This is a genomic window from Streptomyces sp. NPDC031365, from assembly GCF_055569765.1.
Genome location: NZ_JBVIIM010000021.1, coordinates 32,939 through 56,729, shown reverse-complemented (window position 1 = coordinate 56,729; position 23,791 = coordinate 32,939). Strand labels below are relative to the sequence as shown.

The 23,791-nt window shown below is 69.9% G+C and carries 21 protein-coding genes; 3 read left to right on the top strand and 18 right to left on the bottom strand.

The features are described from left to right. Positions 1-158 precede the first annotated feature (158 nt). Genes nuoN through ACZ5C2_RS26830 form a run of 14 tightly spaced genes read right to left on the bottom strand, consistent with a single transcriptional unit; the run spans position 159 to position 16,285 of the window. Entirely contained in the window at positions 159-1,820 is a 1,662-nt protein-coding gene (gene nuoN / locus ACZ5C2_RS26895; protein WP_468795992.1) for an NADH-quinone oxidoreductase subunit NuoN, read from the bottom strand. Next, positions 1,817-3,388: an NADH-quinone oxidoreductase subunit M gene (locus ACZ5C2_RS26890; protein ID WP_468795989.1), complete on the bottom strand. Its 1,572-nt coding sequence runs from the start codon at positions 3,386-3,388 to the stop codon at positions 1,817-1,819. The genes nuoN and ACZ5C2_RS26890 overlap by 4 nt, the downstream gene beginning before the upstream one ends. A 5-nt stretch (positions 3,389-3,393) precedes the next feature. Continuing rightward, a complete protein-coding gene (gene nuoL / locus ACZ5C2_RS26885; protein ID WP_468795986.1) occupies positions 3,394-5,358 on the bottom strand; it encodes an NADH-quinone oxidoreductase subunit L in 1,965 nt (654 codons plus the stop codon). A gap of 14 nt (positions 5,359-5,372) precedes the next feature. Further along, positions 5,373-5,672, bottom strand: coding sequence for an NADH-quinone oxidoreductase subunit NuoK (nuoK, locus tag ACZ5C2_RS26880; protein WP_037929353.1), 300 nt, complete (start codon positions 5,670-5,672; stop codon positions 5,373-5,375). Further along, positions 5,669-6,511 (bottom strand): NADH-quinone oxidoreductase subunit J, encoded by an 843-nt coding sequence (locus ACZ5C2_RS26875; protein WP_468795983.1) that lies wholly within the window; start codon positions 6,509-6,511, stop codon positions 5,669-5,671. Before ACZ5C2_RS26875 ends, nuoK begins: the two co-directional genes overlap by 4 nt. Then, positions 6,508-7,149, bottom strand: coding sequence for an NADH-quinone oxidoreductase subunit NuoI (gene nuoI, locus ACZ5C2_RS26870; RefSeq protein ID WP_468795980.1), 642 nt, complete (start codon positions 7,147-7,149; stop codon positions 6,508-6,510). Before nuoI ends, ACZ5C2_RS26875 begins: the two co-directional genes overlap by 4 nt. Then, complete coding sequence (gene nuoH / locus ACZ5C2_RS26865; RefSeq protein WP_468795977.1) at positions 7,142-8,518, bottom strand: NADH-quinone oxidoreductase subunit NuoH; 1,377 nt, start codon at positions 8,516-8,518, stop codon at positions 7,142-7,144. Before nuoH ends, nuoI begins: the two co-directional genes overlap by 8 nt. Beyond that, entirely contained in the window at positions 8,515-11,019 is a 2,505-nt protein-coding gene (locus ACZ5C2_RS26860) for an NADH-quinone oxidoreductase subunit G (protein ID WP_468795974.1), read from the bottom strand. Before ACZ5C2_RS26860 ends, nuoH begins: the two co-directional genes overlap by 4 nt. Next, positions 11,016-12,362: an NADH-quinone oxidoreductase subunit NuoF gene (gene nuoF, locus ACZ5C2_RS26855; protein ID WP_468795971.1), complete on the bottom strand. Its 1,347-nt coding sequence runs from the start codon at positions 12,360-12,362 to the stop codon at positions 11,016-11,018. Before nuoF ends, ACZ5C2_RS26860 begins: the two co-directional genes overlap by 4 nt. After that, a complete protein-coding gene (gene nuoE / locus ACZ5C2_RS26850) occupies positions 12,362-13,231 on the bottom strand; it encodes an NADH-quinone oxidoreductase subunit NuoE (RefSeq protein ID WP_468795968.1) in 870 nt (289 codons plus the stop codon). Before nuoE ends, nuoF begins: the two co-directional genes overlap by 1 nt. Then, positions 13,228-14,556, bottom strand: coding sequence for an NADH-quinone oxidoreductase subunit D (locus tag ACZ5C2_RS26845; protein ID WP_468795965.1), 1,329 nt, complete (start codon positions 14,554-14,556; stop codon positions 13,228-13,230). Before ACZ5C2_RS26845 ends, nuoE begins: the two co-directional genes overlap by 4 nt. 55 nt (positions 14,557-14,611) lie before the next feature. Beyond that, positions 14,612-15,361 carry an NADH-quinone oxidoreductase subunit C gene (locus tag ACZ5C2_RS26840; RefSeq protein WP_468795962.1) on the bottom strand — a complete coding sequence of 250 codons (750 nt, stop codon included), beginning with the start codon at positions 15,359-15,361 and terminating at the stop codon, positions 14,612-14,614. Then, positions 15,358-15,912: a NuoB/complex I 20 kDa subunit family protein gene (locus ACZ5C2_RS26835; RefSeq protein WP_399975015.1), complete on the bottom strand. Its 555-nt coding sequence runs from the start codon at positions 15,910-15,912 to the stop codon at positions 15,358-15,360. The genes ACZ5C2_RS26840 and ACZ5C2_RS26835 overlap by 4 nt, the downstream gene beginning before the upstream one ends. A 13-nt stretch (positions 15,913-15,925) precedes the next feature. Beyond that, complete coding sequence (locus ACZ5C2_RS26830) at positions 15,926-16,285, bottom strand: NADH-quinone oxidoreductase subunit A (RefSeq protein WP_468795958.1); 360 nt, start codon at positions 16,283-16,285, stop codon at positions 15,926-15,928. Positions 16,286-17,161: 876 nt separating this feature from the next. On the opposite strand from ACZ5C2_RS26830, the gene ACZ5C2_RS26825 reads away from it, so the two are divergent. After that, complete coding sequence (locus ACZ5C2_RS26825) at positions 17,162-18,004, top strand: C40 family peptidase (RefSeq protein WP_468795955.1); 843 nt, start codon at positions 17,162-17,164, stop codon at positions 18,002-18,004. 280 nt (positions 18,005-18,284) lie between these two features. Here the strand turns inward: ACZ5C2_RS26825 and ACZ5C2_RS26820 are convergent, their stop codons facing one another. Continuing rightward, a complete protein-coding gene (locus ACZ5C2_RS26820) occupies positions 18,285-19,958 on the bottom strand; it encodes a hypothetical protein (protein ID WP_468795952.1) in 1,674 nt (557 codons plus the stop codon). Between the two features lie 162 nt (positions 19,959-20,120). Next, positions 20,121-21,404 carry a geranylgeranyl reductase family protein gene (locus ACZ5C2_RS26815; protein ID WP_468795949.1) on the bottom strand — a complete coding sequence of 428 codons (1,284 nt, stop codon included), beginning with the start codon at positions 21,402-21,404 and terminating at the stop codon, positions 20,121-20,123. 99 nt (positions 21,405-21,503) lie between these two features. On the opposite strand from ACZ5C2_RS26815, the gene ACZ5C2_RS26810 reads away from it, so the two are divergent. Both ACZ5C2_RS26810 and ACZ5C2_RS26805 read left to right on the top strand, forming a co-directional pair. Next, entirely contained in the window at positions 21,504-22,031 is a 528-nt protein-coding gene (locus tag ACZ5C2_RS26810) for a GNAT family N-acetyltransferase (protein WP_468795946.1), read from the top strand. A gap of 83 nt (positions 22,032-22,114) precedes the next feature. Beyond that, positions 22,115-22,474 (top strand): PASTA domain-containing protein, encoded by a 360-nt coding sequence (locus ACZ5C2_RS26805; protein ID WP_468795943.1) that lies wholly within the window; start codon positions 22,115-22,117, stop codon positions 22,472-22,474. Here ACZ5C2_RS26805 and ACZ5C2_RS26800 read toward each other — a convergent pair. Both ACZ5C2_RS26800 and ACZ5C2_RS26795 read right to left on the bottom strand, forming a co-directional pair. Further along, complete coding sequence (locus tag ACZ5C2_RS26800; RefSeq protein ID WP_468795940.1) at positions 22,461-23,156, bottom strand: demethylmenaquinone methyltransferase; 696 nt, start codon at positions 23,154-23,156, stop codon at positions 22,461-22,463. The genes ACZ5C2_RS26805 and ACZ5C2_RS26800 overlap by 14 nt on opposite strands. A 30-nt stretch (positions 23,157-23,186) precedes the next feature. Continuing rightward, on the bottom strand, positions 23,187-23,786 hold the full coding sequence (locus tag ACZ5C2_RS26795; RefSeq protein ID WP_468795937.1) for an imidazolonepropionase-like domain-containing protein: 600 nt from the start codon (positions 23,784-23,786) through the stop codon (positions 23,187-23,189). Between the last annotated feature and the right edge of the window lie 5 nt (positions 23,787-23,791).

Genomic DNA, 23,791 nt, shown 5'->3' with positions numbered 1-23,791 from the left:
CGTCCCGTCCCCCGTACGTCGTCCCTCGACCACTGCGTCCACGATAGGCGCCCGCACCGACAGCCCCGGAGTTGTCCACAGGCCCACCCGCAACGGCAGCGGCCCGGCACCCCCACCCACGGGGTACCGGGCCGCTCCGTCGTCCGCCGGGCGCGCTGTCAGCGCACGAACACTCCCGCGTCCGCGGCCAGCTCGAGGAAGTACTGCGGTGCCACACCGAGCACCACCGTGACCGCCACGCCGACCCCGATCGCCGCCATCGTCAGCGGTGACGGCACCGCGACGGTCGGACCCTCGGGGCGCGGCTCGCTGAAGAACATCAGGACGATGACGCGGATGTAGAAGAACGCCGCGATGGCCGACGCGATCACACCGACCACGACCAGCGGGACGGCTCCGCCCTCCGCCGCCGCCTTGAACACGGCGAACTTCCCGGTGAATCCGGAGGTCAGCGGGATGCCGGCGAAGGCCAGCAGGAACACCGCGAACACCGCCGCCACCAGTGGGGAGCGACGGCCGAGCCCCGCCCACTTGGACAGGTGCGTCGCCTCACCGCCGGCGTCCCGTACCAGCGTGACCACCGCGAACGCACCGACCGTCACGAACGAGTACGCCGCCAGATAGAAGAGGACGGACGAGATACCCGACGGCGTGGCCGCGATGACACCCGCGAGGATGAAGCCCGCGTGCGAGATCGCCGAGTACGCCAGCAGCCGCTTGATGTCGGTCTGGGTGATCGCGACGATCGCCCCGACCACCATGGTGACGATGGCGACGGCCCACATGACCGGCCGCCAGTCCCAGCGCAGGCCGGGCAGCACGACGTACAGGATCCGCAGCAGAGCGCCGAACGCCGCCACCTTGGTCGCCGCCGCCATGAAGCCCGTCACCGGCGTCGGGGCGCCCTGGTACACATCGGGCGTCCACATGTGGAAGGGCACGGCGCCGACCTTGAACAGCAGGCCCATGACCACCAGCGCGGCGCCGATCAGCAGCAGCGCGTCGTTGCCCATGGTGGCGGCGAGTGCCGGGGTGATCTCCGGGACGGTGCCCTCGACGACCTGCGCGATGGTCGCGTACGACATCGAGCCCGCGTAGCCGTACAGCAGCGCGATGCCGAACAGCATGAACGCGGAGGCGAACGCGCCGAGCAGGAAGTACTTGACCGCCGCCTCCTGCGACATCAGCCGCTTGCGGCGGGCCAGCGCGCACATCAGGTACAGCGGGAGCGAGAGGACCTCCAGCGCCACGAACAGCGTCAGCAGGTCGTTGGCCGCCGGGAAGACCAGCATGCCGGCGACCGCGAAGAGCAGCAGCGGGAACACCTCGGTGGTGGTGAACCCGGCCTTGACCGCCTTCTTCTCGCCCTCGCTGCCCGGTACGGCCGCCGCCTGCGCGGCGAAGGAGTCGACGCGGTTGCCGTGCGCTTCCGGGTCGAGCCGGCGCTCGGCGAAGGTGAACAGGCCGACCAGGGCCGTCAGCAGGATGGTGCCCTGCAGGAACAGGGCCGGTCCGTCGACGGCGATGGCGCCCATCGCCGCGATGCCCGCCTTGGTCGTGGCATAGCCGTTCGCGGCGAGGGCCACGACCGCGGCGAACGCCGCGGTGAGCGCCACCACCGAGACGAACATCTGTGCGTAGTAGCGGGCCTTTCGGGGGACGAACGCCTCGACCATGATCCCGACGACCGCCGCGCCGACGACGATCAGGGTAGGGGCGAGCTGTCCGTATTCGATCTTCGGCGCGTCGATCTTCGAGATCGGATCGGCCGCGGTTGCCGCCGTTGTCCACAGGCTGTGGACGGCTGCTGTTGCGCTCACTTGGCCGCCTCCACCTCGGGCTGGGGGTCCTTCTTCTCAAGGTCGGACATGGTCTGCTTCACCGCCGGGTTCACGACGTCCGTCACGGGCTTCGGATAGACGCCCAGGAAGATCAGCAGCACGACCAGCGGCGCGACCACGGCGATCTCCCGCACCCGCAGGTCGGGCATCGCCGCCACCTCGGGCTTCACCGGGCCGGTCATCGTCCGCTGGTAGAGGACGAGGGTGTAGAGCGCGGCGAGGACGATGCCGAGGGTGGCGATGATCCCGATCACCGGATAGCGCGTGAACGTGCCGACCAGGACCAGGAACTCACTGACGAAGGGCGCGAGCCCCGGCAGCGACAGGGTCGCGAGCCCGCCGATCAGGAACGTGCCGGCGAGCACCGGGGCGACCTTCTGCACACCGCCGTAGTCGGCGATGAGCCGCGAACCGCGCCGCGAGATCAGGAATCCGGCGATCAGCATCAGCACGGCCGTCGAGATGCCGTGGTTGACCATGTACAGCGTCGCGCCGGACTGGCCCTGGCTCGTCATCGCGAAGATACCCATGACGATGAAGCCGAAGTGCGAGATCGACGCGTACGCGATCAGCCGCTTGATGTCGCGCTGCCCCACCGCGAGCAGCGCGCCGTAGATGATGCTGATGACTGCCAGTACGAGGACGACCGGCGTCGCCCACTTGCTCGCCTCCGGGAACAGCCCGAGGCAGAAGCGGAGCATCGCGAAGGTGCCCACCTTGTCGACGACCGCCGTGATCAGCACGGCCACCGGCGCGGTGGATTCCTGCATGGCGTTGGGCAGCCAGGTGTGCAGCGGCCACAGCGGCGCCTTCACGGCGAAGGCGAAGAAGAAGCCGAGGAACAGCCAGCGCTCGGTGCTGGTCGACATCTCCAGCGAGCCGTTGGCCCGCGCTTCGGCGATCTCGGTGAGCGAGAAGTTCCCGGCGACCACGTACAGCCCGATCACCGCGGCCAGCATGATCAGACCGCCGGCCAGGTTGTAGAGCAGGAACTTCACGGCCGCGTAGGACCGTTGCGTCGCCCCCTTCTCCTCACCGTGCTCATGGGCACGGTCCCCGAAGCCGCCGATGAGGAAGTACAGCGGGATCAGCATGGCTTCGAAGAAGATGTAGAAGAGGAAGACGTCGGTGGCCTCGAAGGAGAGGATCACCATCGCCTCGACGGCCAGGATCAGGGCGAAGAAGCCCTGCGTCGGCCGCCACCTCTTGTTCCCCGTCTCCAGCGGGTCGGCGTCGTGCCAGCCCGCGAGGACGATGAACGGGATCAGCAGGGCGGTCAGCGCGATCAGCGCCACCGCGATGCCGTCCACACCCAGCTCGTACCGGACGCCGAAGTCCGCGATCCAGGCGTGGGACTCGGTGAACTGGTAGCGGTCGCCGCCCGGCTCGAACCGCACCAGGACGACGATCGCCAGGACGAGCGTGGCGAGCGAGAACAGCAGGGCCAGCCATTTGGCGACCGTGCGCTTCGCAGCCGGTACGGCGGCCGTGGCGATCGCCCCGATGGCCGGGAGCACCGCCGTCGCTGTCAGCAGAGGAAAGGACATCGGTATCAGACCGCCCTCATCAGCAGGGTCGCGGCGGCGAGGACCGCCGCGCCGCCGAACATGGAGACCGCGTAGGACCGCACGAAGCCGCTCTGCAGCTTGCGCATCCGCCCGGACAGGCCGCCCATGGAGGCCGCCGTTCCGTTGACGACCCCGTCGACCAGGGTGTGGTCGACGTACACCAGCGAGCGGGTGAGGTGCTCACCGCCGCGGACCAGCACCACGTGGTTGAAGTCGTCCTGGAGCAGGTCGCGACGGGCGGCCCGGGTGAGCAGCGACCCGCGCGGGGCGACGGCCGGCACCGGACGGCGCCCGTACTGGGCCCAGGCGACCGCCACGCCGATGACCATCACCGCGACCGTCGCGGCGGTCACCGTCATGGCGCTGATCGGCGCATGCCCGTGGTCGTGCCCGGTAACGGGCTCCAGCCAGTGCACGAAGCGGTCACCGATGCTGAAGAAGCCGCCGGCGAAGACCGACCCGAAGGCGAGCACGATCATCGGGATCGTCATGCTCTTCGGCGACTCGTGCGGGTGCGGCGGGGTGTACTCGCCGCGCGTCTCGGCGGCCGGCTCCACGTCCGGGGCGGCCGGGGACGGCGTCGGCGCGTTGCGCCAGCGCTCCTCGCCGAAGAACGTCATCAGCATCACGCGCGTCATGTAGTACGCGGTGATGGCCGCGCCCAGCAGGGCGCAGGCGCCGAGGATCCAGCCCTCGGTGCCGCCCTTGGCGAACGCCGCCTCGATGATCATGTCCTTGGAGAAGAAGCCGGACAGTCCCGGGAAGCCGATGATCGCCAGATAGCCGAGGCCGAAGGTGACGAACGTGACCGGCATGTACCTGCGCAGACCGCCGTAGCGGCGCATGTCGACCTCGTCGTTCATGCCGTGCATCACCGAACCCGCACCGAGGAACAGGCCGGCCTTGAAGAAGCCGTGCGTCACCAGGTGCATGATCGCGAAGACGTAGCCGATGGGGCCGAGGCCGGCGGCGAGGACCATGTAGCCGATCTGCGACATGGTCGAGCCGGCGAGTGCCTTCTTGATGTCGTCCTTCGCGCAACCGACGATCGCACCGAACAGCAGGGTGACCGCGCCGACGATGGTGACGACCAGTTGTGCGTCGGGAGCGCCGTTGAAGACGGCCCCCGAACGGACGATCAGGTAGACGCCCGCCGTCACCATGGTCGCGGCGTGGATCAGGGCCGAGACCGGGGTCGGGCCCTCCATCGCGTCCCCGAGCCAGGACTGCAGTGGCACCTGGGCGGACTTGCCGCAGGCGGCGAGCAGCAGCATCAGCGCGATCGCGGTGAGCTTGTCCTCCCCGGCGGCTCCGGCGAGTCCGGCCTCCCCGTGGCCGCCGAGCACCGGCCCGAAGGCGAAGGTGCCGAACCACAGGAACATCAGCATGATCGCGATGGACAGACCCATGTCGCCGACGCGGTTGACCAGGAAGGCCTTCTTCGCGGCCGTGGCGGCGCTGGGCTTGTGCTGCCAGAAGCCGATCAGCAGGTAGGAGGCGAGACCGACGCCCTCCCAGCCGACGTACAGCAGCAGGTAGTTGTCGGCGAGGACCAGGATCAGCATCGCCGCGAGGAACAGGTTGAGATAGCCGAAGAAGCGGCGGCGCCGCTCGTCGTGCTCCATGTACCCGATGGAGTACAGGTGGATCAGCGAGCCGACGCCGGTGATCAGCAGGACGAACGTCATCGACAGCTGGTCGAGCTGGAAGGCGACGTCGGCCTGGAAACCCTCCACCGGGATCCAGCTGAACAGGTGCTGCGTGAGGGTGCGTTCATCGGCGCCCTTGCCCAGCAGGTCGGTGAACAGCACCAGGCCGAGCGCGAAGGAGACGGCCGCGAGCAGCGTGCCGATCCAGTGTCCGACGGCATCCAGCCGGCGTCCGCCGCACAGCAGGACCACCGCTCCGAGCAGGGGCGCCGCCACCAGCAGCGCAATCAGGTTCTCCACGATTCAGCGACCCCTTACAACTTCATCAGGCTGGCGTCGTCGACCGAGGCCGAGTGGCGGGAACGGAACAGGGACACGATGATCGCCAGCCCGACCACGACCTCCGCGGCGGCCACGACCATCGTGAAGAAGGCGATGACCTGGCCGTCGAGGTTGCCGTGCATCCGGGAGAAGGCGACGAAGGCGAGGTTGCAGGCGTTGAGCATCAGCTCGACGCACATGAACACGACGATCGCGTTGCGCCTGATCAGCACACCGGTGGCGCCGATCGTGAACAACAACGCGGCCAGGTACAGATAGTTGACGGGGTTCACTTCGACGCCTCCTCGGCCCGCTTGAACGTCGGCGGATCGATCGCCTTGCGCTCAAGGCGCTCCTCCGCGCGCTGCTCCATCGCCCGCAGGTCGTTGATCGCCTCCTGCGACACGTCACGGACCTGACCGCGGTCCCGCAGCGTCTTGCTGACGGTGAGATCCGACGGCGTGCCGTCGGGCAGCAGGCCCGCGATGTCCACGGCGTTGTGCCGGGCGTAGACGCCGGGCGCCGGGAGCGGCGGCAGGTGCGTGCCCTCGCGTACGCGCTGCTCGGCCAGTTCCCGCTGGGTCTTGGCGCGCTCGGTGCGCTCCCTGTGGGTGAGCACCATGGCGCCGACGGCTGCCGTGATGAGCAGGGCGCCGGTGATCTCGAACGCGAAGACGTACTTGGTGAACAGGAGGGCCGCCAGGCCCTCCACGTTGCCGCCCGCGTTCGCCTCGCCGATGCCGTTGAACTCGCTGAGCGAGGCGTTCCCGATCCCGCCGGTCAGCAGGATGCCGAAGCCGAGCCCGCACAGCAGGGCCAGCCAGCGCTGGCCCTTGATGGTCTCCTTCAGGGAGTCCGCCGCCGTGACGCCGACCAGCATGACCACGAACAGGAACAGCATCATGATCGCGCCGGTGTAGACGACGATCTGGACGACGCCCAGGAAGTAGGCGCCGTTGGCCAGGTAGAACACCGCCAGGATGATCATGGTCCCGGCGAGGCAGAGCGCGCTGTGCACGGCCCGCCGCATGAACACGGTGCACAGGGCGCCGATTACGGCGACCGTGCCCAGGATCCAGAACTGGAAGGCCTCTCCGGTGGAGGTGGAGTAGGCGGCGAGCTGCTCGGTCATCGCCCGATCACCTTCTCCGACGCCGGTTCCTCAGCGCCGAAGGTCGAGGCGGCCTCCTGCACCACCTCGCCCTCGGAGTGGGCGGTCTGCTGCTCCGTGCCGGGCGCGGCCTCGGTCACCAGGCCCCGGTAGTAGTCCTTCTCGTCGGTGCCCGGGTACATGGCGTGCGGAGAGTCGACCATGCCCTCATCGAGACCGGCGAGCAGTTGCTCCTTGGTGTAGATGAGGTTGGCGCGGCTGGAGTCCGCCAGTTCGAACTCGTTGGTCATGGTCAGCGCGCGCGTGGGACAGGCCTCGATGCACAGGCCGCACAGGATGCAGCGGGCGTAGTTGATCTGGTACACCCGCCCGTACCGCTCGCCGGGCGAGTAGCGCTCCTCCTCGGTGTTGTCCGCGCCCTCGACGTAGATCGCGTCGGCGGGACAGGCCCAGGCGCACAGCTCGCAGCCGACGCACTTCTCCAGGCCGTCCGGATGGCGGTTGAGCTGGTGCCGTCCATGGAAGCGCGGAGCGGTGGTCTTCTGCTGCTCCGGGTACTGCTCGGTCAGCCGCTTCTTGAACATGGCCTTGAAGGTCACGCCGAAGCCGGCCACAGGGTTCAGGAAACCGGGCTTGGTCTCCTTGGGCTCCTCAGCCATCGGACGCCTCCTTTCCATCCGTAGATCCGCCCAGAGATCCGTCACTCTGAGTATCGGGGCCACCACTGACAATCAGCTCCCGCTCCCGGCGCGGGCGGCGGCGGGGCACCGGCGGCAGCTCCTGCCCCGGCAGCGGCGGTACGGGGAATCCGCCCGCCATGGGGTCGAAGGCGGGCGGGCCCTCGGACTCGTCGGTCTCCTTCGGCTTCGACCGGAACAGGTCGGCGACGAAGGAGAGCAGCAGCAGGGTGAGGACACCCCCGGCGATGTAGAGCGCGATGTCGGCGAAGTCGTAGTTCTCGTTGCGCAGCGCCCGCACCGTGGCGACCGCCATCAGCCACACGAGCGCGACCGGGATGAGGACCTTCCAGCCCAGCTTCATCAGCTGGTCGTAGCGGACCCTCGGAAGCGTGCCGCGCAGCCACACGAAGCAGAACAGCAGGCTCAGGAGCTTGCCGGTGAACCAGAGCATCGGCCACCAGCCGTGGTTCGCGCCCTCCCAGAAGGTGCTGACCGGCCACGGGGCCCGCCAGCCGCCCAGGAAGAAGGTCACGGCGACGGCCGAGACGGTCACCATGTTGATGTACTCGGCGAGCATGAACATCGCGAACTTGATCGACGAGTACTCGGTGTTGAAGCCACCGACCAGGTCGCCCTCGGACTCCGGCATGTCGAAGGGGGCGCGGTTGGTCTCGCCGACCATCGTGACGATGTAGATGAGGAAGGAGACCGGCAGCAGCACGACGTACCAGCGGTCGGCCTGCTGCTCGACGATCGTCGACGTCGACATCGACCCGGAGTAGAGGAACACGGAGGCGAACGCGGCGCCCATGGCGATCTCGTACGAGATCATCTGCGCGCAGGAGCGCAGGCCTCCCAGCAGCGGATAGGTGGAGCCGGAGCTCCAGCCCGCCAGGACGATGCCGTAGATGCCCACCGAGGCGACCGCGAGGATGTAGAGCGCCGCGATCGGCAGGTCGGTGAGCTGCATCGTGGTGCGCTGGCCGAAGATCGAGATCTCGTTTCCGGCCGGCCCGAAGGGGATCACCGCGAACGCCATGAAGGCGGGGATGGCCGCGACGATCGGCGCGAGGATGTACACCACCTTGTCCGCGCGCTTGACGACGACGTCTTCCTTGAGCATCAGCTTCACGCCGTCGGCGAGCGACTGGAGCATGCCCCAGGGGCCGTGCCGGTTGGGGCCGATGCGCAGCTGCATCCAGGCGACGACCTTGCGCTCCATGACGATGGAGAGCAGCACGGTCACCATCAGGAAGGCGAAGCAGAACACCGCCTTGACGGCGATCAGCCACCAGGGATCGCGGCCGAACATCGACAGGTCTTCAGCGGCGAGGAGGTACGGACTCATGCCTCCACCTCCTTGGGGGCCGCGCCGGCGGGCACCGCCGGGCCGATACGGACGAGGGAGCCGGGCTGTGCCCCGGTGCCGGAGGCGACACCGCCGCCGACGGAGTTCAGCGGCAGCCACACCACGCGGTCGGGCATCTCGGTGACCGCCAGCGGCAGTTCCACCGTTCCGGCGGTGCCGGTCACCGACAGCGGGTCGCCGTCCTTGACGCCGACCTCGGCGGCCGTGGCGGCCGACAGGCGGGCGTGGGCGGCGTGCCGGGTACCGGCCAGCGCCTCGTCGCCCAGTTGCAGCAGGCCCTGGTCGAGCAGCAGCCGGTGCCCGGCGAGCACGGCCTCCCCGGCGGCCGGCCGGGGCAGGGCGCCCGCGGTCTCCAGCGGGTCGGTGGCCCGGGGGCCGTCCCAGGCTCCGAGCCGGTCGAGCTCCGCGCGGATCGTGCGCAGGTCCGGCAGGCCCAGGTGGACGTCCATGGCGTCGGCCAGCATCTGCAGGACGCGCGCGTCGGTGGGCGCGACGCGCCGGGTCATCTGCTCGGGCTTGAGCGCCGACTCGAAGAGGCGGACCCTGCCCTCCCAGTTGAGGAAGGTGCCGGCCTTCTCGGCGACCGCGGCCACCGGCAGGACGACGTCGGCGAGCTCGCTGACCTCGCTGGGACGCAGCTCCAGTGAGACCACGAACCCGGCCTCGGCGAGTGCGGCACGCGCGCGGGCCGGGTCGGGCAGGTCGGCGACCTCCACGCCCGCGACCAGCAGCGCCTGGAGCTCGCCCCGTGCCGCCGCCTCGACGATCTCACCGGTGTCGCGTCCGTAGCGGTGCGGCAGTTCGGCGACACCCCACGCGGCGGCGATCTCCGCGCGGGCGCGCGGGTCGGTCGCCGGGCGTCCGCCCGGCAGCAGCGTCGGCAGCGCCCCCGCCTCCACGGCTCCCCGCTCACCGGCCCGGCGCGGGATCCACACCAGCCGGGCGCCGGTCGCGGTGGCGAACCGGACGGCCGCGGTCAGCCCGCCCCGTACGGCCGCCAGCCGCTCGCCGACGGCGATCACCGCGCCCTCGGTCCGCAGTGCCTCGGCGGCCCTGGCCCCGTCGCCCTCCAGGCCGACCCCGCTCGACAGCGCGTCCAGCCATTCGGTCTCGGTCCCGGGAGCCGCCGGCAGCAGGGTGCCCCCGGCCTTCTCGAGTCCGCGTGTCGCGTGCGTGGCCAGGGCGAAGGTCTTCTGCCCGTGTCCCCGCCAGGCCTTGCGCAGCCGCAGGAAGACGCCGGGTGCCTCCTCCTCGGACTCGAACCCGACGAGGAGAACGGCGGGTGCCTTCTCCAGCGAGGTGTAGGTGACACCGGTGCGGTCGAGGTCGCGGCCGCGTCCCGCGACCCGCGCGGCGAGGAAGTCAGCCTCCTCGCCGCTGTGCACGCGCGCGCGGAAGTCGATGTCGTTGGTGTCGAGCGCCACCCGCGCGAACTTGCTGTACGCGTACGCGTCCTCGACGGTGAGCCGGCCGCCGGTCAGCACACCGGTACGGCCCCGCGAGGCCAGCAGCCCCTGGGCCGCGATCTGCAGCGCGTCGGGCCAGGACGCGGGCTCCAGCTCGCCCTCGGCATTGCGCACGAGCGGGGTGTCGAGGCGGTCCCGCAGCTGCGCGTAGCGGAACGCGAAGCGTCCCTTGTCGCAGATCCACTCCTCGTTGACCTCGGGGTCGTTGCCGGCCAGCCGCCGCATGACCTTGCCGCGCCGGTGGTCGGTGCGGGTGGCGCAGCCGCCGGAGCAGTGCTCGCACACCGACGGCGACGAGATCAGGTCGAAGGGGCGGGCGCGGAACCGGTAGGCCGCCGAGGTGAGCGCGCCGACCGGGCAGATCTGGATGGTGTTGCCGGAGAAGTACGACTCGAAGGGGTCGCCCTCGCCGGTGCCGACCTGCTGGAGCGCGCCCCGCTCGAGCAGCTCGATCATCGGGTCGCCCGCGATCTGGTTGGAGAACCGGGTGCAGCGGGCGCACAGCACGCACCGCTCGCGGTCGAGCAGCACCTGTGTGGAGATCGCCACGGGCTTCTCGTAGGTGCGCTTCTTGCCGTCGAAGCGGGAATCCGCGTGGCCGTGCGACATCGACTGGTTCTGCAGCGGGCACTCGCCGCCCTTGTCGCAGACCGGGCAGTCCAGCGGGTGGTTGATGAGCAGGAACTCCAGCATCCCCTTCTGCGCCTTCTCGGCGACAGGTGAGGTGAGGTGGGTCTTCACCACCATGCCGTCGGTGCAGGTGATGGTGCAGGACGCCATGGGCTTGCGCTGGCCCTCCACCTCGACGATGCACTGGCGGCAGGCGCCGGCCGGGTCGAGGAGCGGGTGGTCGCAGAACCGGGGGATCTCGATGCCCAGCTGCTCGGCGGCCCGGATGACCAGGGTGCCCTTGGGCACGCTGAGCTCGGCGCCGTCGATCGTCAGCGTGACGAGGTCCTCGGGCGGAACCGCCGCCTCTCCCCCGCCGGAGGGAGCGTTGGTGGTCACAGTCATGCGTGCACCTCCGTACGGTCGGCCCAGGCCGTGGACTTGGCCGGGTCGAACGGGCAGCCACGGCCCGTGATGTGCTGCTCGTACTCCTCGCGGAAGTGCTTCAGCGAGGAGAAGATCGGCGAGGCCGCACCGTCGCCGAGGGCGCAGAAGGCCTTGCCGTTGATGTTGTCGGCGATGTCGTTCAGCTTGTCGAGGTCGGCCATCTGTCCCTTGCCGGCCTCGAGGTCCCGCATCAGCTGGACCAGCCAGTACGTGCCCTCCCGGCAGGGGGTGCACTTTCCGCAGGACTCGTGGGCGTAGAACTCGGTCCAGCGGGTGACGGCGCGGACGACGCAGGTCGTCTCGTCGAAGCACTGCAGGGCCTTCGTGCCGAGCATGGAACCCGCGGCGGCCACTCCCTCGTAGTCGAGGGGGACGTCGAGATGCTCGTCGGTGAGCAGCGGCGTCGAGGAGCCGCCCGGCGTCCAGAACTTCAGCCGGTGCCCCGGACGCATCCCGCCGCTCATTTCGAGCAGCTGGCGCAAGGTGATGCCGAGGGGCGCCTCGTACTGTCCGGGGTTCGCGACATGGCCGCTGAGGGAATAGAGAGTGAAGCCGGGGGACTTCTCGCTGCCCATCGAGCGGAACCATTCCTTGCCCCGGTTCATGATGGCGGGAACCGACGCGATCGACTCGACGTTATTCACCACAGTCGGGCACGCGTAGAGGCCCGCCACGGCAGGAAAGGGGGGACGGAGCCGCGGTTGACCCCGGCGGCCTTCGAGCGAGTCGAGCAGTGCGGTCTCCTCACCGCAGATGTACGCGCCCGCACCCGCGTGCACGGTGAGTTCGAGGTCGAGTCCGCTGCCCAGGATGTTCTCGCCGAGGAGGCCGGCCGCGTAGGCCTCGCGCACGGCCTCGTGCAGCCGCCGCAGAACCGGGACGACTTCACCACGCAGATAGATGAAGGCATGGGACGACCTGATGGCATAACAGGCGATGACGATGCCCTCGATGAGGCTGTGCGGGTTCGCGAAGAGGAGCGGAATGTCCTTGCACGTTCCGGGCTCCGACTCGTCGGCGTTGACAACAAGATAGTGAGGCTTGCCGTCGCCCTGGGGAATGAACTGCCATTTCATTCCCGTCGGGAAGCCGGCACCGCCGCGGCCGCGCAGACCGGATTCCTTGACGTACGCGATGACGTCGTCCGGTGACATGGCGAGCGCCTTGCGCAGCCCCTCGTATCCCTCGTGCCTCTTGTAGACGTCCAGCGTCCAGGACCTGTCCTCGTCCCAGAAGGCCGACAGCACGGGTGCGAGCAGCTCCTCCGGGCTCATGTCCTTGAGTTCGGGTGCCAAGGTCATCACTCCCCCTCCTCGGCAGCGGGTCCCGACGGGTGGGACGGATCGGAGGCCGATGTGTCCTGCGGCGCGTCGTGCGAGCTGAGGTGCTCCGCGGGCGACGGCTCGTGCGGCGGGGTGTCCCGGGGTGCCTCACCCCGCGGGTGCACCACACGCGCGGCTGTGGCCTCTCCCTTGGCCAGCTTCAGGCCGATCAGGGAGGCGTGGCCGGCGCCTCCCGTGGCCTCGACGGCTCCCTCGCGCCCGTCGGGGAACCCGGCCAGGATGCGGGCGGTCTCCTTGAAGGTGCACAGGGGCGCCCCGCGCGTGGGAGCCACCGGGCGGCCGGCGCGCAGGTCGTCGACCATGCGCTTGGCGCTGTCGGGCGTCTGGTTGTCGAAGAACTCCCAGTTCACCATCACCACCGGCGCGAAGTCGCAGGCCGCGTTGCACTCGATGTGCTCCAGGGTGACCTTGCCGTCGTCGGTGGTCCCGCCGTTGGCGACGCCCAGGTGCTCCTGGAGCTCCTCGAAGATCGCGTCTCCGCCCATGACGGCGCACAGGGTGTTGGTGCACACCCCGACCTGGTAGTCACCGCTCGGCCGGCGCCGGTACATGGTGTAGAAGGTGGCGACCGCGGTCACCTCGGCCGTGGTCAGGTCCAGCATGTCCGCGCAGAACTGCATCCCGGTGCGCGTGACATGCCCCTCCTCCGACTGGCAGAGGTGCAGCAGGGGCAGGAGAGCCGACCGGGAGTCCGGGTAGCGGGCGATGATCTCGCGCGCGTCGGCCTCCAGCCGGGCCCGGACGTCGTCCGGGTAGGCGGGCGCGGGCAGTTCGGGCATGCCCAGGCTGACGCCCCGCTCGGACCGCTCGGAAGATGAGGTGGTCACCGGTCGACGCCTCCCATCACGGGGTCGATGGACGCGACGGCGACGATGACGTCGGCGACCTGGCCGCCCTCGCACATCGCCGCCATGGCCTGCAGGTTGGTGAAGGACGGGTCGCGGAAGTGGACCCGGTAGGGGCGGGTGCCGCCGTCGGAGACGACATGCACCCCGAGCTCGCCCTTGGGCGATTCGACCGCCGTGTACGCCTGACCCGGCGGGACGCGGAAGCCCTCGGTGACCAGCTTGAAGTGGTGGATCAGGGCCTCCATGGAGGTGCCCATGATCTGCTTGATGTGGTCGAGGGAGTTGCCCAGTCCGTCCGGCCCCAGGGCGAGCTGGGCGGGCCAGGCGATCTTCTTGTCGGCGACCATGACCGGTCCGGGCTGGAGCCGGTCCAGGCACTGCTCGACGATGTGCAGCGACTGGCGCATCTCCTCGAGCCGGATCAGGAAGCGGCCGTAGGAGTCGCAGGTGTCGGCGGTCGGGATCTCGAAGTCGTAGGTCTCGTATCCGCAGTACGGCTGGGCCTTGCGCAGGTCGTGCGGCAGACCGGCGGAGCGCAGGACCGGACCGGTGGCGCCGAGGGCCATGCAGCCGGTCAGGTCCAGGTAGCCGACGTCCTGCATACGGGCCTTGAAGATGGGGTTCCCGGTGGCGAGCTTGTCGTACTCCGGAAGGTTCTTCCTCATCTTCTTCACGAACTCGCGGATCTGGTCCACCGCACCGGGCGGCAGGTCCTGGGCGAGTCCGCCGGGGCGGATGTACGCGTGGTTCATCCGCAGGCCCGTGATGAGCTCGAAGATGTCGAGGATGAGTTCACGGTCACGGAACCCGTAGATCATGATCGTGGTGGCGCCGAGCTCCATACCGCCGGTGGCGATGCACACCAGGTGGGAGGAGAGCCGGTTCAGCTCCATCAGGAGCACCCTGATGATCGAGGCCCGGTCGGGCACCTGGTCCTCGATGCCGAGGAGGTTCTCGACCGCGAGGCAGTACGCCGTCTCGTTGAAGAACGGCGTCAGGTAGTCCATGCGCGTCACGAACGTGGTGCCCTGGGTCCACGTGCGGTACTCGAGGTTCTTCTCGATGCCGGTGTGGAGGTAGCCGATGCCGCAGCGGGCCTCGGTGACCGTCTCGCCGTCGATCTCCAGGATCAGGCGGAGCACTCCGTGGGTGGACGGGTGCTGCGGGCCCATGTTGACGACGATGCGCTCGTCGTCGGCACGGGCCGCGGTCTCGACGACCTCGTCCCAGTCGCCGCCGGTGACGGTGTAGACGGTGCCTTCGGTGGTCTCGCGTGCCGAAGCGGCTGACGCGGATGTGGTCATCACAGCCTCCCGAAGGGAGTCGTTGCGGGGCGGTGGTCGGGCGACGGGTGGGCGCTCACGAGTACGACCTCCGCTGGTCCGGAGCCGGGATCTGGGCGCCCTTGTACTCGACGGGGATGCCGCCGAGCGCGTAGTCCTTCCGCTGCGGGAAGCCCTGCCAGTCGTCCGGCATCAGGATCCGCGTCAGGGCCGGGTGACCGTCGAAGACGATGCCGAAGAAGTCGTACGTCTCGCGCTCGTGCCAGTCGTTCGTCGGATAGACCGAGACCAGCGACGGGATGTGCGGGTCGCTGTCGGGGGCGCTGACTTCCAGGCGGATCAGCCGGTTGTGGGTGATCGACCGCAGGTGGTAGATGGCGTGCAGCTCGCGGCCCTTGTCGTTCGGGTAGTGCACGCCGCTGACGCCGGTGCACAGCTCGAAGCGCAGGGCGGGGTCGTCGCGCAGGGTCTTCGCCACACGGACCAGGTGCTCGCGTTCGATGTGGAAGGTGAGTTCGCCGCGGTCGACGACCGTCTTCTCGATGGCGTTGCCGGGGAGCAGGTCCTGCTCCTCCAGCGCGCCCTCCAGTTCGTCGGCGACCTCGTCGAACCAGCCGCCGTAGGGGCGGGTCGCCGGTCCCGGCAGCCGGACCGAGCGGACCAGTCCGCCGTATCCGGAGGTGTCGCCGCCGCTGTTGGCGCCGAACATGCCGCGCTGGACGCGGATCTCCTCGCCGCCCTGGCCGCGCTGGCCGGGGAGGTTCTCCGCGGACAGGTCCTTCTCGGGGTTCACGCCGTCACCCGCGGTGTTCTTCGCGTCACTCATCGCAGCAGCCCCTTCATCTCGATCGTGGGCAGTGCCTTGAGCGCCGCTTCCTCCGCCTCGCGGGCCGCCTCCTCGGCGTTCACGCCGAGCTTGGAGTTCTGGATCTTCTCGTGGAGCTTGAGGATCGCGTCCAGCAGCATCTCGGGGCGGGGCGGACAGCCGGGGAGATAGATGTCGACCGGGACGATGTGGTCGACGCCCTGGACGATCGCATAGTTGTTGAACATGCCGCCCGAGGAGGCGCAGACCCCCATGGAGATCACCCACTTGGGATTCGGCATCTGGTCGTAGACCTGCCGCAGCACCGGCGCCATCTTCTGGCTGACCCGTCCCGCGACGATCATGAGGTCGGCCTGCCGCGGCGAGCCGCGGAAGACCTCCATGCCGAAGCGCGCCAGGTCGTAGCGGCCGGCGCCGGTGGTCATCATCTCGATGGCACAACAGGCGAGGCCGAACGTGGCGGGGAAGACGGACGACTTGCGCACCCAGCCCGCGGCCTGCTCGACGGTGGTCAGCAGGAATCCGCTCGGCAGCTTTTCTTCGAGTCCCATGACTAATGGCCCCTCAGTCCCATTCCAGACCGCCGCGCCGCCATACGTACGCGTACGCGACGAAGACGGTGAGCACGAAGAGCAGCATCTCCACGAGCCCGAAAAGCCCCAGGGCGTCGAAGGTGACGGCCCAGGGGTAGAGGAAGACGATCTCGATATCGAAAATGATGAAGAGCATCGCCGTCAGGTAGTACTTGATGGGGAACCGCCCGCCGCCGGCCGGCGTGGGGGTCGGTTCGATCCCGCACTCGTACGCTTCGAGCCTGGCGCGGTTGTACCGCTTCGGACCGATCAGCGTGGCCATGACCACGGAGAAGATCGCAAAGCCTGCCCCGAGGGCTCCCAGTACGAGGATGGGCGCATACGCGTTCACCGCTCCTCGCTCCTCTCAGTCGGCACTGACTGCTGGCGGTTGTGCATCGGGCGCTCCCTGCCTCAACTGCCCCACGAACCACGCCCGCCCCGGCGAAGATCGAGAACATGTGAAGCCGGTCACAAGCCCAACCGCTCCGCATCCTATGCCCGAGGGTCTGTGATCTGCGACACGGGGTATTACACAAGCTTTGTGATCTCCACCACCTGACGAACGATCATGAAGTCGGATGAGCGGTGATCTTCGCACGTCAAGCGTCCGCGCGATCACCAAAAGTGACATTTCAACACGTCATTGCAGCTCAGAGGGTTGGGCCTCCTATCAAGAGGCTTCCTCTGCATGCAAATTGGTGCTGGACTTGATCCCTTGGTAGGGGCCACGTTCACACGTCGGAGGGAGCACCGGGAGCGGTGTGGACGTGTGCACGCGTTCACGAAGTCGCGGGGTCACGATCCAGTCACATTCAGCCACCACCCCCGCCGCACTCCGTTCACCCTCCGCCCATCCCCTCTCCACCCCCTCTCCACCCCCACCCGCCCCCCGCACCTCACGCATCGCCCATCGATCCGGCCGACGCGGCCCGGCAGTCGGCGCCGCCGGCCGTCGAGCGCTCCCGCCGGCCCACCGGACGCGACGACGGGGGCAATCGTTCCGTGACGTGCGCCACATTCGGGAGAGCCGGAGGAAAGGAGGGCTTGGCCAACCAGTCCAACCGGTGGTAGGTGGGGGGCAATCCGGGCGTAACGATGAAAGTGCGTGATCACGGGCCGATCACGGGCGCCCGCAATGTCCGTTACGGCGTCAATAAAGAGTGACGCGCCCCGGTTTTGGACCCGCGATTGAACAACTGTGGCGCAGCACACGTTTCTTGTGGATATGAAGGAGCCCCTGGTACCGGTTGTTCCCATGTCCCACACCGCTCACATACGCAGCCACCGGAAACCCCGCCGCACCGCGTCGTCCACGATGGCGATGCGGGCCGGAGTTGCCGGTGGCGTCCTCAGCACCCTCGCAGTGGCCGGGGCGTCGGGTTCGGCGAACGCGGCCGAGCCGGTGACGCAGACCCTCGAACTGCCCACCCTGACGGCTGACCTGGCCGCCCAGGTCGCCCAGTCCGCGGACGCCACCCAGCAGGCCGCCGCCAACTACCAGCTGCGGGCCGAGCGTGACGCGGCCGCCGCGACGGCCGCGAAGAAGGCCAAGGCGGACCTCGCCGAGGCCAAGGAGAAGGCCGAGGCCAAGAAGAAGGCCGCGGAGGAGGCCCGCAAGGCCGCCGCCGAACGTGCCGCGCGCGACGCCGAGCGCCCCGCCCTGGCCACCACCTCCACCGCCTCCACGGCCACGACCGCGTCCGCGCCCGCCAGCGGCAGCGTCGCGACGGTCATCTCCTTCCTCAGGGCGCAGGTGGGCGACGCCTACGTCCTGGGCGCCACCGGCCCCAACGCCTGGGACTGCTCGAGCCTGGTGCAGGCCGCGTTCAAGCAGGTCGGCGTGGACCTGCCGCGCGTCTCGCAGGACCAGTCGATGGCCGGCACCGACATCCCGCTGTCGCAGATCCAGGTCGGCGACATCCTGTACTGGGGCGGCAAGGGCTCCGCGTACCACGTGGGTGTCTACATCGGTAACGGCCAGTACCTGGACGCCGCCAACTCCGCCAAGGGCGTCGTCATCCAGGACCTGTCCGGCTACCCGGCGTCGGGTGCCGTGCGCGTGCTCTGAGCCACGCCCACACGGGCTGAAGGGCCGCTGCCACTCGGGGGGCAGCGGCCCTCCCTCGTTCACCGCGCCGCCGGCCCGCCCCCACCCCTCGCCCGCCGGGCCGAGATCGCCCGATTGCCCGAATGATCCCGCCCGCGCGACGTGTTGACGGCACGCCCGTGCCCCGACGGGGCGCCGTGCGGCTCCGTGACGGCCCCTCACGGCGTCCCGCACGAACGCCGACGGCCGGAGTCCCTCCTCGGAACCCCGGCCGCCCACAGCGCCGCTCACGGCGTCGACATCAGGTGGCGGCACCGCCGCTCTGCCGTGCCCGCCGGCGCATCAGCACGACCACACCCGCACCGAGGCCCAGCGCCAGCAGCGCCGCCCCGCCGATCAGCGCCACCCCGCCGGCACCGGTGAGCGCGAGACCGCCCTCGGCGTCGTCGCCCGCCGTGGCACCGGATGTGCCGTTCGTACCGGAGGAACCGGAGTCATCCCCGCCGGACCCGGGCGGGGTCGAGCCGCCCGGCGTGCCGCCGTCGGTCCCGTCGCCCGTGCCGCCGTCCGTCTCCCCGTCGGAGCCGTTGAGCACGATCCAGGCGGAGTTGTTCGAAAGGTCCGAGTCGAAGGGGTCCTCCCATGCGGGCAGTGCCACCTTGCCCTTGGCGCCCTCGACGACCCGGTCGACACGCAACTCGAACGGGAAGCCGACCTCGGCGTCCTCCAGCAACGGGGTGCTCACCCAGCAGCGGTAGCCCTTCTCGCCCTCGGCGATGTCGGTCTTCCGGCAGCGCTCCGGCGCCTTGGTGACGGTCGCCCCTTCGGGGACGGCCACCGTGAACCCGATGGGCTCACCGCCGGACCGCAGTGCGCTGATCCAGGCGGGACCGTTGTTGCGGAAGCCGATCCGCGCCGTGACGGTGTCACCGGCCGCGGCGTCCTGCGAGGAGCCGGTCAGCTCCAGGTCGTAGGTGTTCTTCAGGGGCAGGTCCAGGTCCGCGTACCTGGTGTAGTCCGCGGGGTCCGCGCCGGAGACCTTCTTCAGCTCGAGGTCCGCGCCGGTGCCAGGCCGGTAGTCCTTGGCCGCCCGCAGCCCGGCCGCGTCGCTCGGGCTGACGGCCGTGAAGGAGTAGGTGAAGATGTCGTGCAGCGCGAAGCCGGCGGTCTTCACCTTCAGCGGCTCGGCCAGGGCGTACGCCGCCCCCGCGTCGATCCGGTCGGGGAAGGTGCAGATGGCGTCCGTCCCCTGGTGCAGCAGGGGGCCGGTGGTCACCGCGGCGTAGGAGCAGTTGCCGTACGAGTCGGGGAAGGACACCCCGCGGGAGCCGTGGAACCGCAGCACCGCGCCCTCGGCGGCCATGCTGCCGACGTTGCGCAGCCCCACGGGCGCCTCGAACGTGCCGCCCGCCCGGAGGCTGTCCGGCACCGACAGCTTGCGGTTCAGGAACTCGGGACCGCCGACCAGCACATCGACGGTGAGCGGCGTGAACTCCAGCCCTTCGCCCTCACCGGTGACCTTGATGCTGCCGAAGTCCCCGGCCTCGCTGGCGTCGCCGATGTCGAGCCGGATGCCGCCGACCCTGTTGTACGTCTGGCCCGCGTACAGTTCGGTGCCCGTGCAGACCGCCACCAGGCCGTCGGCGTCGCACGGGAGCTTCACCTTCGCGACGCCCGCCAGCTCACTGGCGTCGATGCGGATCGTGTACTCACCGGTGAACACGGGCGGGATGTCGCCGTCGCCCTCGAAGGGCTCGCCCGGGGCGTCCAGCCTCAGGTCGACCTGTGGTTCGGAGGGCTCTCCGTTGCCGGACTGCAGCGACAGGTCGACCCGGTCCTCGCCGGTGATCGTCACGGGGAGGGGCGCGTCGGCCGCGCGGGCGGTGCCTGCCGCACCGGCCGCGATCAGACTCGTGGCGGCCACCAGCCCCAGGGCTCTGAGCGGCCCGAGCCGCCGTGGTGCCTGCTGTGTCATGGAAGGCTCTTTCGTCGGACGGGACGTGCCCTACTGGGTACGTCCCGTTCGACAGCCACCGTTACCGCTCAGTTGTCCACGAAAGTGTTACGCGATGATCACGGTCGCGCATACCTCACCGGTCACACCGGACAACAACGGTCACCACGCGCCGCGGAGGCGTCATGCCTTCGGCGCCACCTTGCTCAGCCCGTTGATGATGCGGTCCATCGCGTCGCCGCCCGTCGGGTCGGTCAGGTTGGCGAGCAGCTTCAGGGTGAACCTCATCAGCATGGGGTGCGTCAGACCGCGCTGGGCGGCGATCTGCATGACCTTCGGGTTGCCGATGAGCTTCACGAAGGCGCGGCCGAGCGTGTAGTAGCCGCCGTAGGTGTCCTTCAGGACGCGCGGGTAGCGCTGGAGGGCGATCTCCCGCTGGGCCGGAGTGGCCCGCGCGTGCGCCTGCACGATCACCTCGGCGGCGAGCTGCCCGGACTCCATGGCGTAGGCGATGCCCTCGCCGTTGAACGGGTTGACCAGACCGCCCGCGTCGCCGACGAGCAGCAGCCCGCGTGTGTAGTGCGGCTGGCGGTTGAAGGCCATGGGGAGCGCGGCGCCGCGGATCGGGCCGGTCATGTTGTCCGGGGTGTAGCCCCAGTCCTCCGGCATCGAGGCGCACCAGGCCTTGAGGACCTCGCGCCAGTCCAGCTCCTTGAAGGATTCGGAGGTGTTGAGCACGCCGAGGCCGACGTTGCTGGTCCCGTCGCCCATGCCGAAGATCCAGCCGTAGCCGGGCAGCAGCCGGTCCTGCGGACCCCGGCGGTCCCACAGCTCCAGCCAGGACTCCAGGTAGTCGTCGTCATGGCGCGGCGAGGTGAAGTACGTACGGACCGCGACCCCCATCGGCCGGTCCTCGCGCCGGTGCAGCCCCATCGCCAGGGACAGCCGGGTGGAGTTGCCGTCGGCGGCCACCACCAGCGGGGCGTGGAAGGTGACTTCCCGCTTCTCCTCGCCGAGCTTGGCCTTCACACCCGTGATGCGCCCGGTGCGGTCGTCGACGATCGGCGCGCCCACGTTGCAGCGCTCGTACAGCCGGGCGCCCGCCTTCTGGGCCTGCCGGGCGAGCTGCTCGTCGAAGTCGTCGCGCTTGCGGACCAGACCGTAGTCGGGGAAGGAGGCCAGATCCGGCCAGTCCAGCTGGAGGCGGACCCCGCCGCCGATGATGCGCAGGCCCTTGTTGCGCAGCCAGCCTGCCTCCTCGGAGATGTCGATGCCCATCGCGACGAGCTGCTTGGTGGCGCGCGGGGTGAGGCCGTCGCCGCACACCTTCTCGCGCGGGAACTCGGTCTTCTCCAGCAGGAGCACGTCGAGTCCGGACCGGGCCAGGTGGTAGGCGGTGGTGGAGCCGGCTGGTCCGGCGCCCACGACGATCACGTCGGCGGTGTTGTCGGAGAGGGGCTCGGTCACGGCGGGATCTCCCCCAGGTCGATAAATCTGCGTGCCGGCCGGCACTGGACACGGGCAGTCTATTCAGCAGAATGGATCACCCGGATGAAGGGCTGCCCAGTGAACCGAGCTCTCCCCGCTGTACGGCTGCGCGTCCCCACCCACGAGGACGCCTTCGCCTGGCACCGGATCTTCGACGACCCGGACGTCATGGAGTTCCACGGCGGCAAGGCGGCGGACCTGTCGGTCTACGAGGAGCTCACCGCCCGCCAGCGCCGGCACGACGCCCAGCTCGGCTTCTGCCTGTGGACCATGCTCGACGGGTCCGGGCAGGTGATCGGCTTCACCGGTGCCCAGCCGTGGGAGCGCGACTGGGGCCCCACGGGCGAGATCGAGATCGGCTGGCGCCTCGCCCGGGAGCACTGGGGCCGGGGGTACGTCACCGCGGCGGCCCGTCAGACGCTGGAACGGGTGACCGCGGCGGGCGTCGATCAGGTCGTGGCGATGGTGGACGCCCGCAACACCCGCTCGGTGGCGGTCACCCAGCGGCTGGGGATGCGCCTCGCCGAGACCTTCATGACACCCGTCTCACGGCGCGAGGCCCACTGCTACCGACTGGACCTCCAACCTGCCAGTCACGCACTGTAACCGAATGTCACGGAACGCCACATGGTGCTTCCGGCGGGCGCCGCGCCGGTCTACTCTGCCGGTACCGCTGGGGGGTGACGTCCGTGCGTGTGACACCCGAGGGACCCGGGACACCCGAAGTGCGCGTGCCGCGCCTGGTCGGTCTGATGGCCGTGGACGCGCGCGAATCGGCCCGCGCACAGGGCCTGTTCCTGAACGCCCCGGACCGGCCGGACCTCCCTCTCGCCGTCGTCGACTACGTCGTACGCCAGTACCCGGGGCCCGGCACCGAGGTGCCCCGGGACTCCGTGGTCCATGTGTGGTTCGACTTCGGTGAGGACGACGGCGGAGGCGGAGGGGTGCGCGAGCCGCACGGCCCGCCGCCGCCCACGGGCGGACTCCGGCGCGAACTGGAGGAGCCGCCCGGCGGCGGCACCCACACCGTGATGCTCAGCTGTCCTTGACCCCCCGGTGCAGCGCCACCACACCGCCCGTCAGGTTGCGCCACGCCACCTTCGACCAGCCGGCGCCCTTCAGCAGGTCGGCGAGAGCGGGCTGGTCGGGCCAGGCGCGGATGGACTCGGCGAGATAGACGTACGCGTCCGGGTTGGACGACACCGACCGGGCGACCGGCGGCAGCGCTCGCATCAGGTACTCGGTGTAGACGGTGCGGAACGGCGCCCACGTCGGATGCGAGAACTCGCAGATGACGATCCGCCCGCCGGGCCGGGTCACCCGGTGCATCTCGCGCAGCGCCGCGTCCGTGTCCTGCACGTTGCGCAGCCCGAAGGAGATGGTCACGGCGTCGAAGACACCGTCCTTGAACGGCAGCCTCGTCGCGTCACCGGCGGTGTACGGCAGCCAGGCGCGGTGGCGCTTGCCCACCTGGAGCATGCCGAGGGAGAAGTCGCAGGGCACGACGTAGGCGCCGGTGCGGGCGAAGGGCATCGACGACGTGCCCGTGCCGGCCGCGAGGTCCAGGACCTTCTGGGCCGGCCGTGCGCCGACCGCCTTCGCGACCTCCTTGCGCCATCGCCGGTCCTGGCCGAGGGACAGCACGTCGTTGGTCAGGTCGTACCGTTCCGCGACGTCGTCGAACATCGAGGCGACGTCGTGCGGCTGCTTGTTCAGGCTGGCTCGGGTCACGGGGCCATTGTGGCAGGCGGCCTCCGTGGTCTACGCGCGCCGGTACACCATGCGGCCGCCCACGACGGTGACCACGCACGTGGACGCGCCGTCCCGCACGAGGGCCTCCCGGTCGGGCACGTCGAACACCGCGAACCGCGCGGGTCTCCCTGCGCCGAGGCCCGGCAGCAGCACGAGAGGCACCGGGGAGAGCGCCGCGGGCCCGGGCAGCGTGGCCGGACGCCCCGCCCGGGCGAGCCCTGCCCTGCGCACCGCGTCCAGGGCCGCGCGGCTCCGCAGTTCACCGGCGACCGCGACCGTTCCGTGCGCCAGCATGCGCTGTACTCCACGGCGTGCGCTGGCGCCCCGCACGGACGGGCCGGCGCCGAGGAGTGCCTGCGCGCGTTCCCCGAACACCGGCTCGGTACCGAGCCGGTCCGCCTCGCGCGGATCAGGGTGGTACGCCTGCTCCAGCAGTTCCGGACCGTACGGGTTGAGCAGTCCGGGCGTCAGGATGCCGGGCCACCGCCGCAGCCGGGCGTCCGGGTGGCCGGCGGCCAGCCGCTCGTACGGGCCGAAGGCGGCGATGTGCGCGCCGTCGACCAGGACGGCCGCCTCGGGCGAGGCGTCGGCGGTGTGAAGGGTCAGCACGGCGG

Bases quoted from the DNA above. Each gene is read 5' to 3' on its own strand.
- ACZ5C2_RS26890 (WP_468795989.1), bottom strand. From the start codon at position 3,388: ATGTCCTTTCCTCTGCTGACAGCGACGGCGGTGCTCCCGGCCATCGGG.
- ACZ5C2_RS26875 (WP_468795983.1), bottom strand. From the start codon at position 6,511: ATGACCGAGCAGCTCGCCGCCTACTCCACCTCCACCGGAGAGGCCTTC.
- nuoI (WP_468795980.1), bottom strand. From the start codon at position 7,149: ATGGCTGAGGAGCCCAAGGAGACCAAGCCCGGTTTCCTGAACCCTGTG.
- nuoH (WP_468795977.1), bottom strand. From the start codon at position 8,518: ATGAGTCCGTACCTCCTCGCCGCTGAAGACCTGTCGATGTTCGGCCGC.
- ACZ5C2_RS26860 (WP_468795974.1), bottom strand. From the start codon at position 11,019: ATGACTGTGACCACCAACGCTCCCTCCGGCGGGGGAGAGGCGGCGGTT.
- nuoF (WP_468795971.1), bottom strand. From the start codon at position 12,362: ATGACCTTGGCACCCGAACTCAAGGACATGAGCCCGGAGGAGCTGCTC.
- ACZ5C2_RS26845 (WP_468795965.1), bottom strand. From the start codon at position 14,556: ATGACCACATCCGCGTCAGCCGCTTCGGCACGCGAGACCACCGAAGGC.
- ACZ5C2_RS26840 (WP_468795962.1), bottom strand. From the start codon at position 15,361: ATGAGTGACGCGAAGAACACCGCGGGTGACGGCGTGAACCCCGAGAAG.
- ACZ5C2_RS26835 (WP_399975015.1), bottom strand. From the start codon at position 15,912: ATGGGACTCGAAGAAAAGCTGCCGAGCGGATTCCTGCTGACCACCGTC.
- ACZ5C2_RS26825 (WP_468795955.1), top strand. From the start codon at position 17,162: ATGAAGGAGCCCCTGGTACCGGTTGTTCCCATGTCCCACACCGCTCAC.
- ACZ5C2_RS26820 (WP_468795952.1), bottom strand. From the start codon at position 19,958: ATGACACAGCAGGCACCACGGCGGCTCGGGCCGCTCAGAGCCCTGGGG.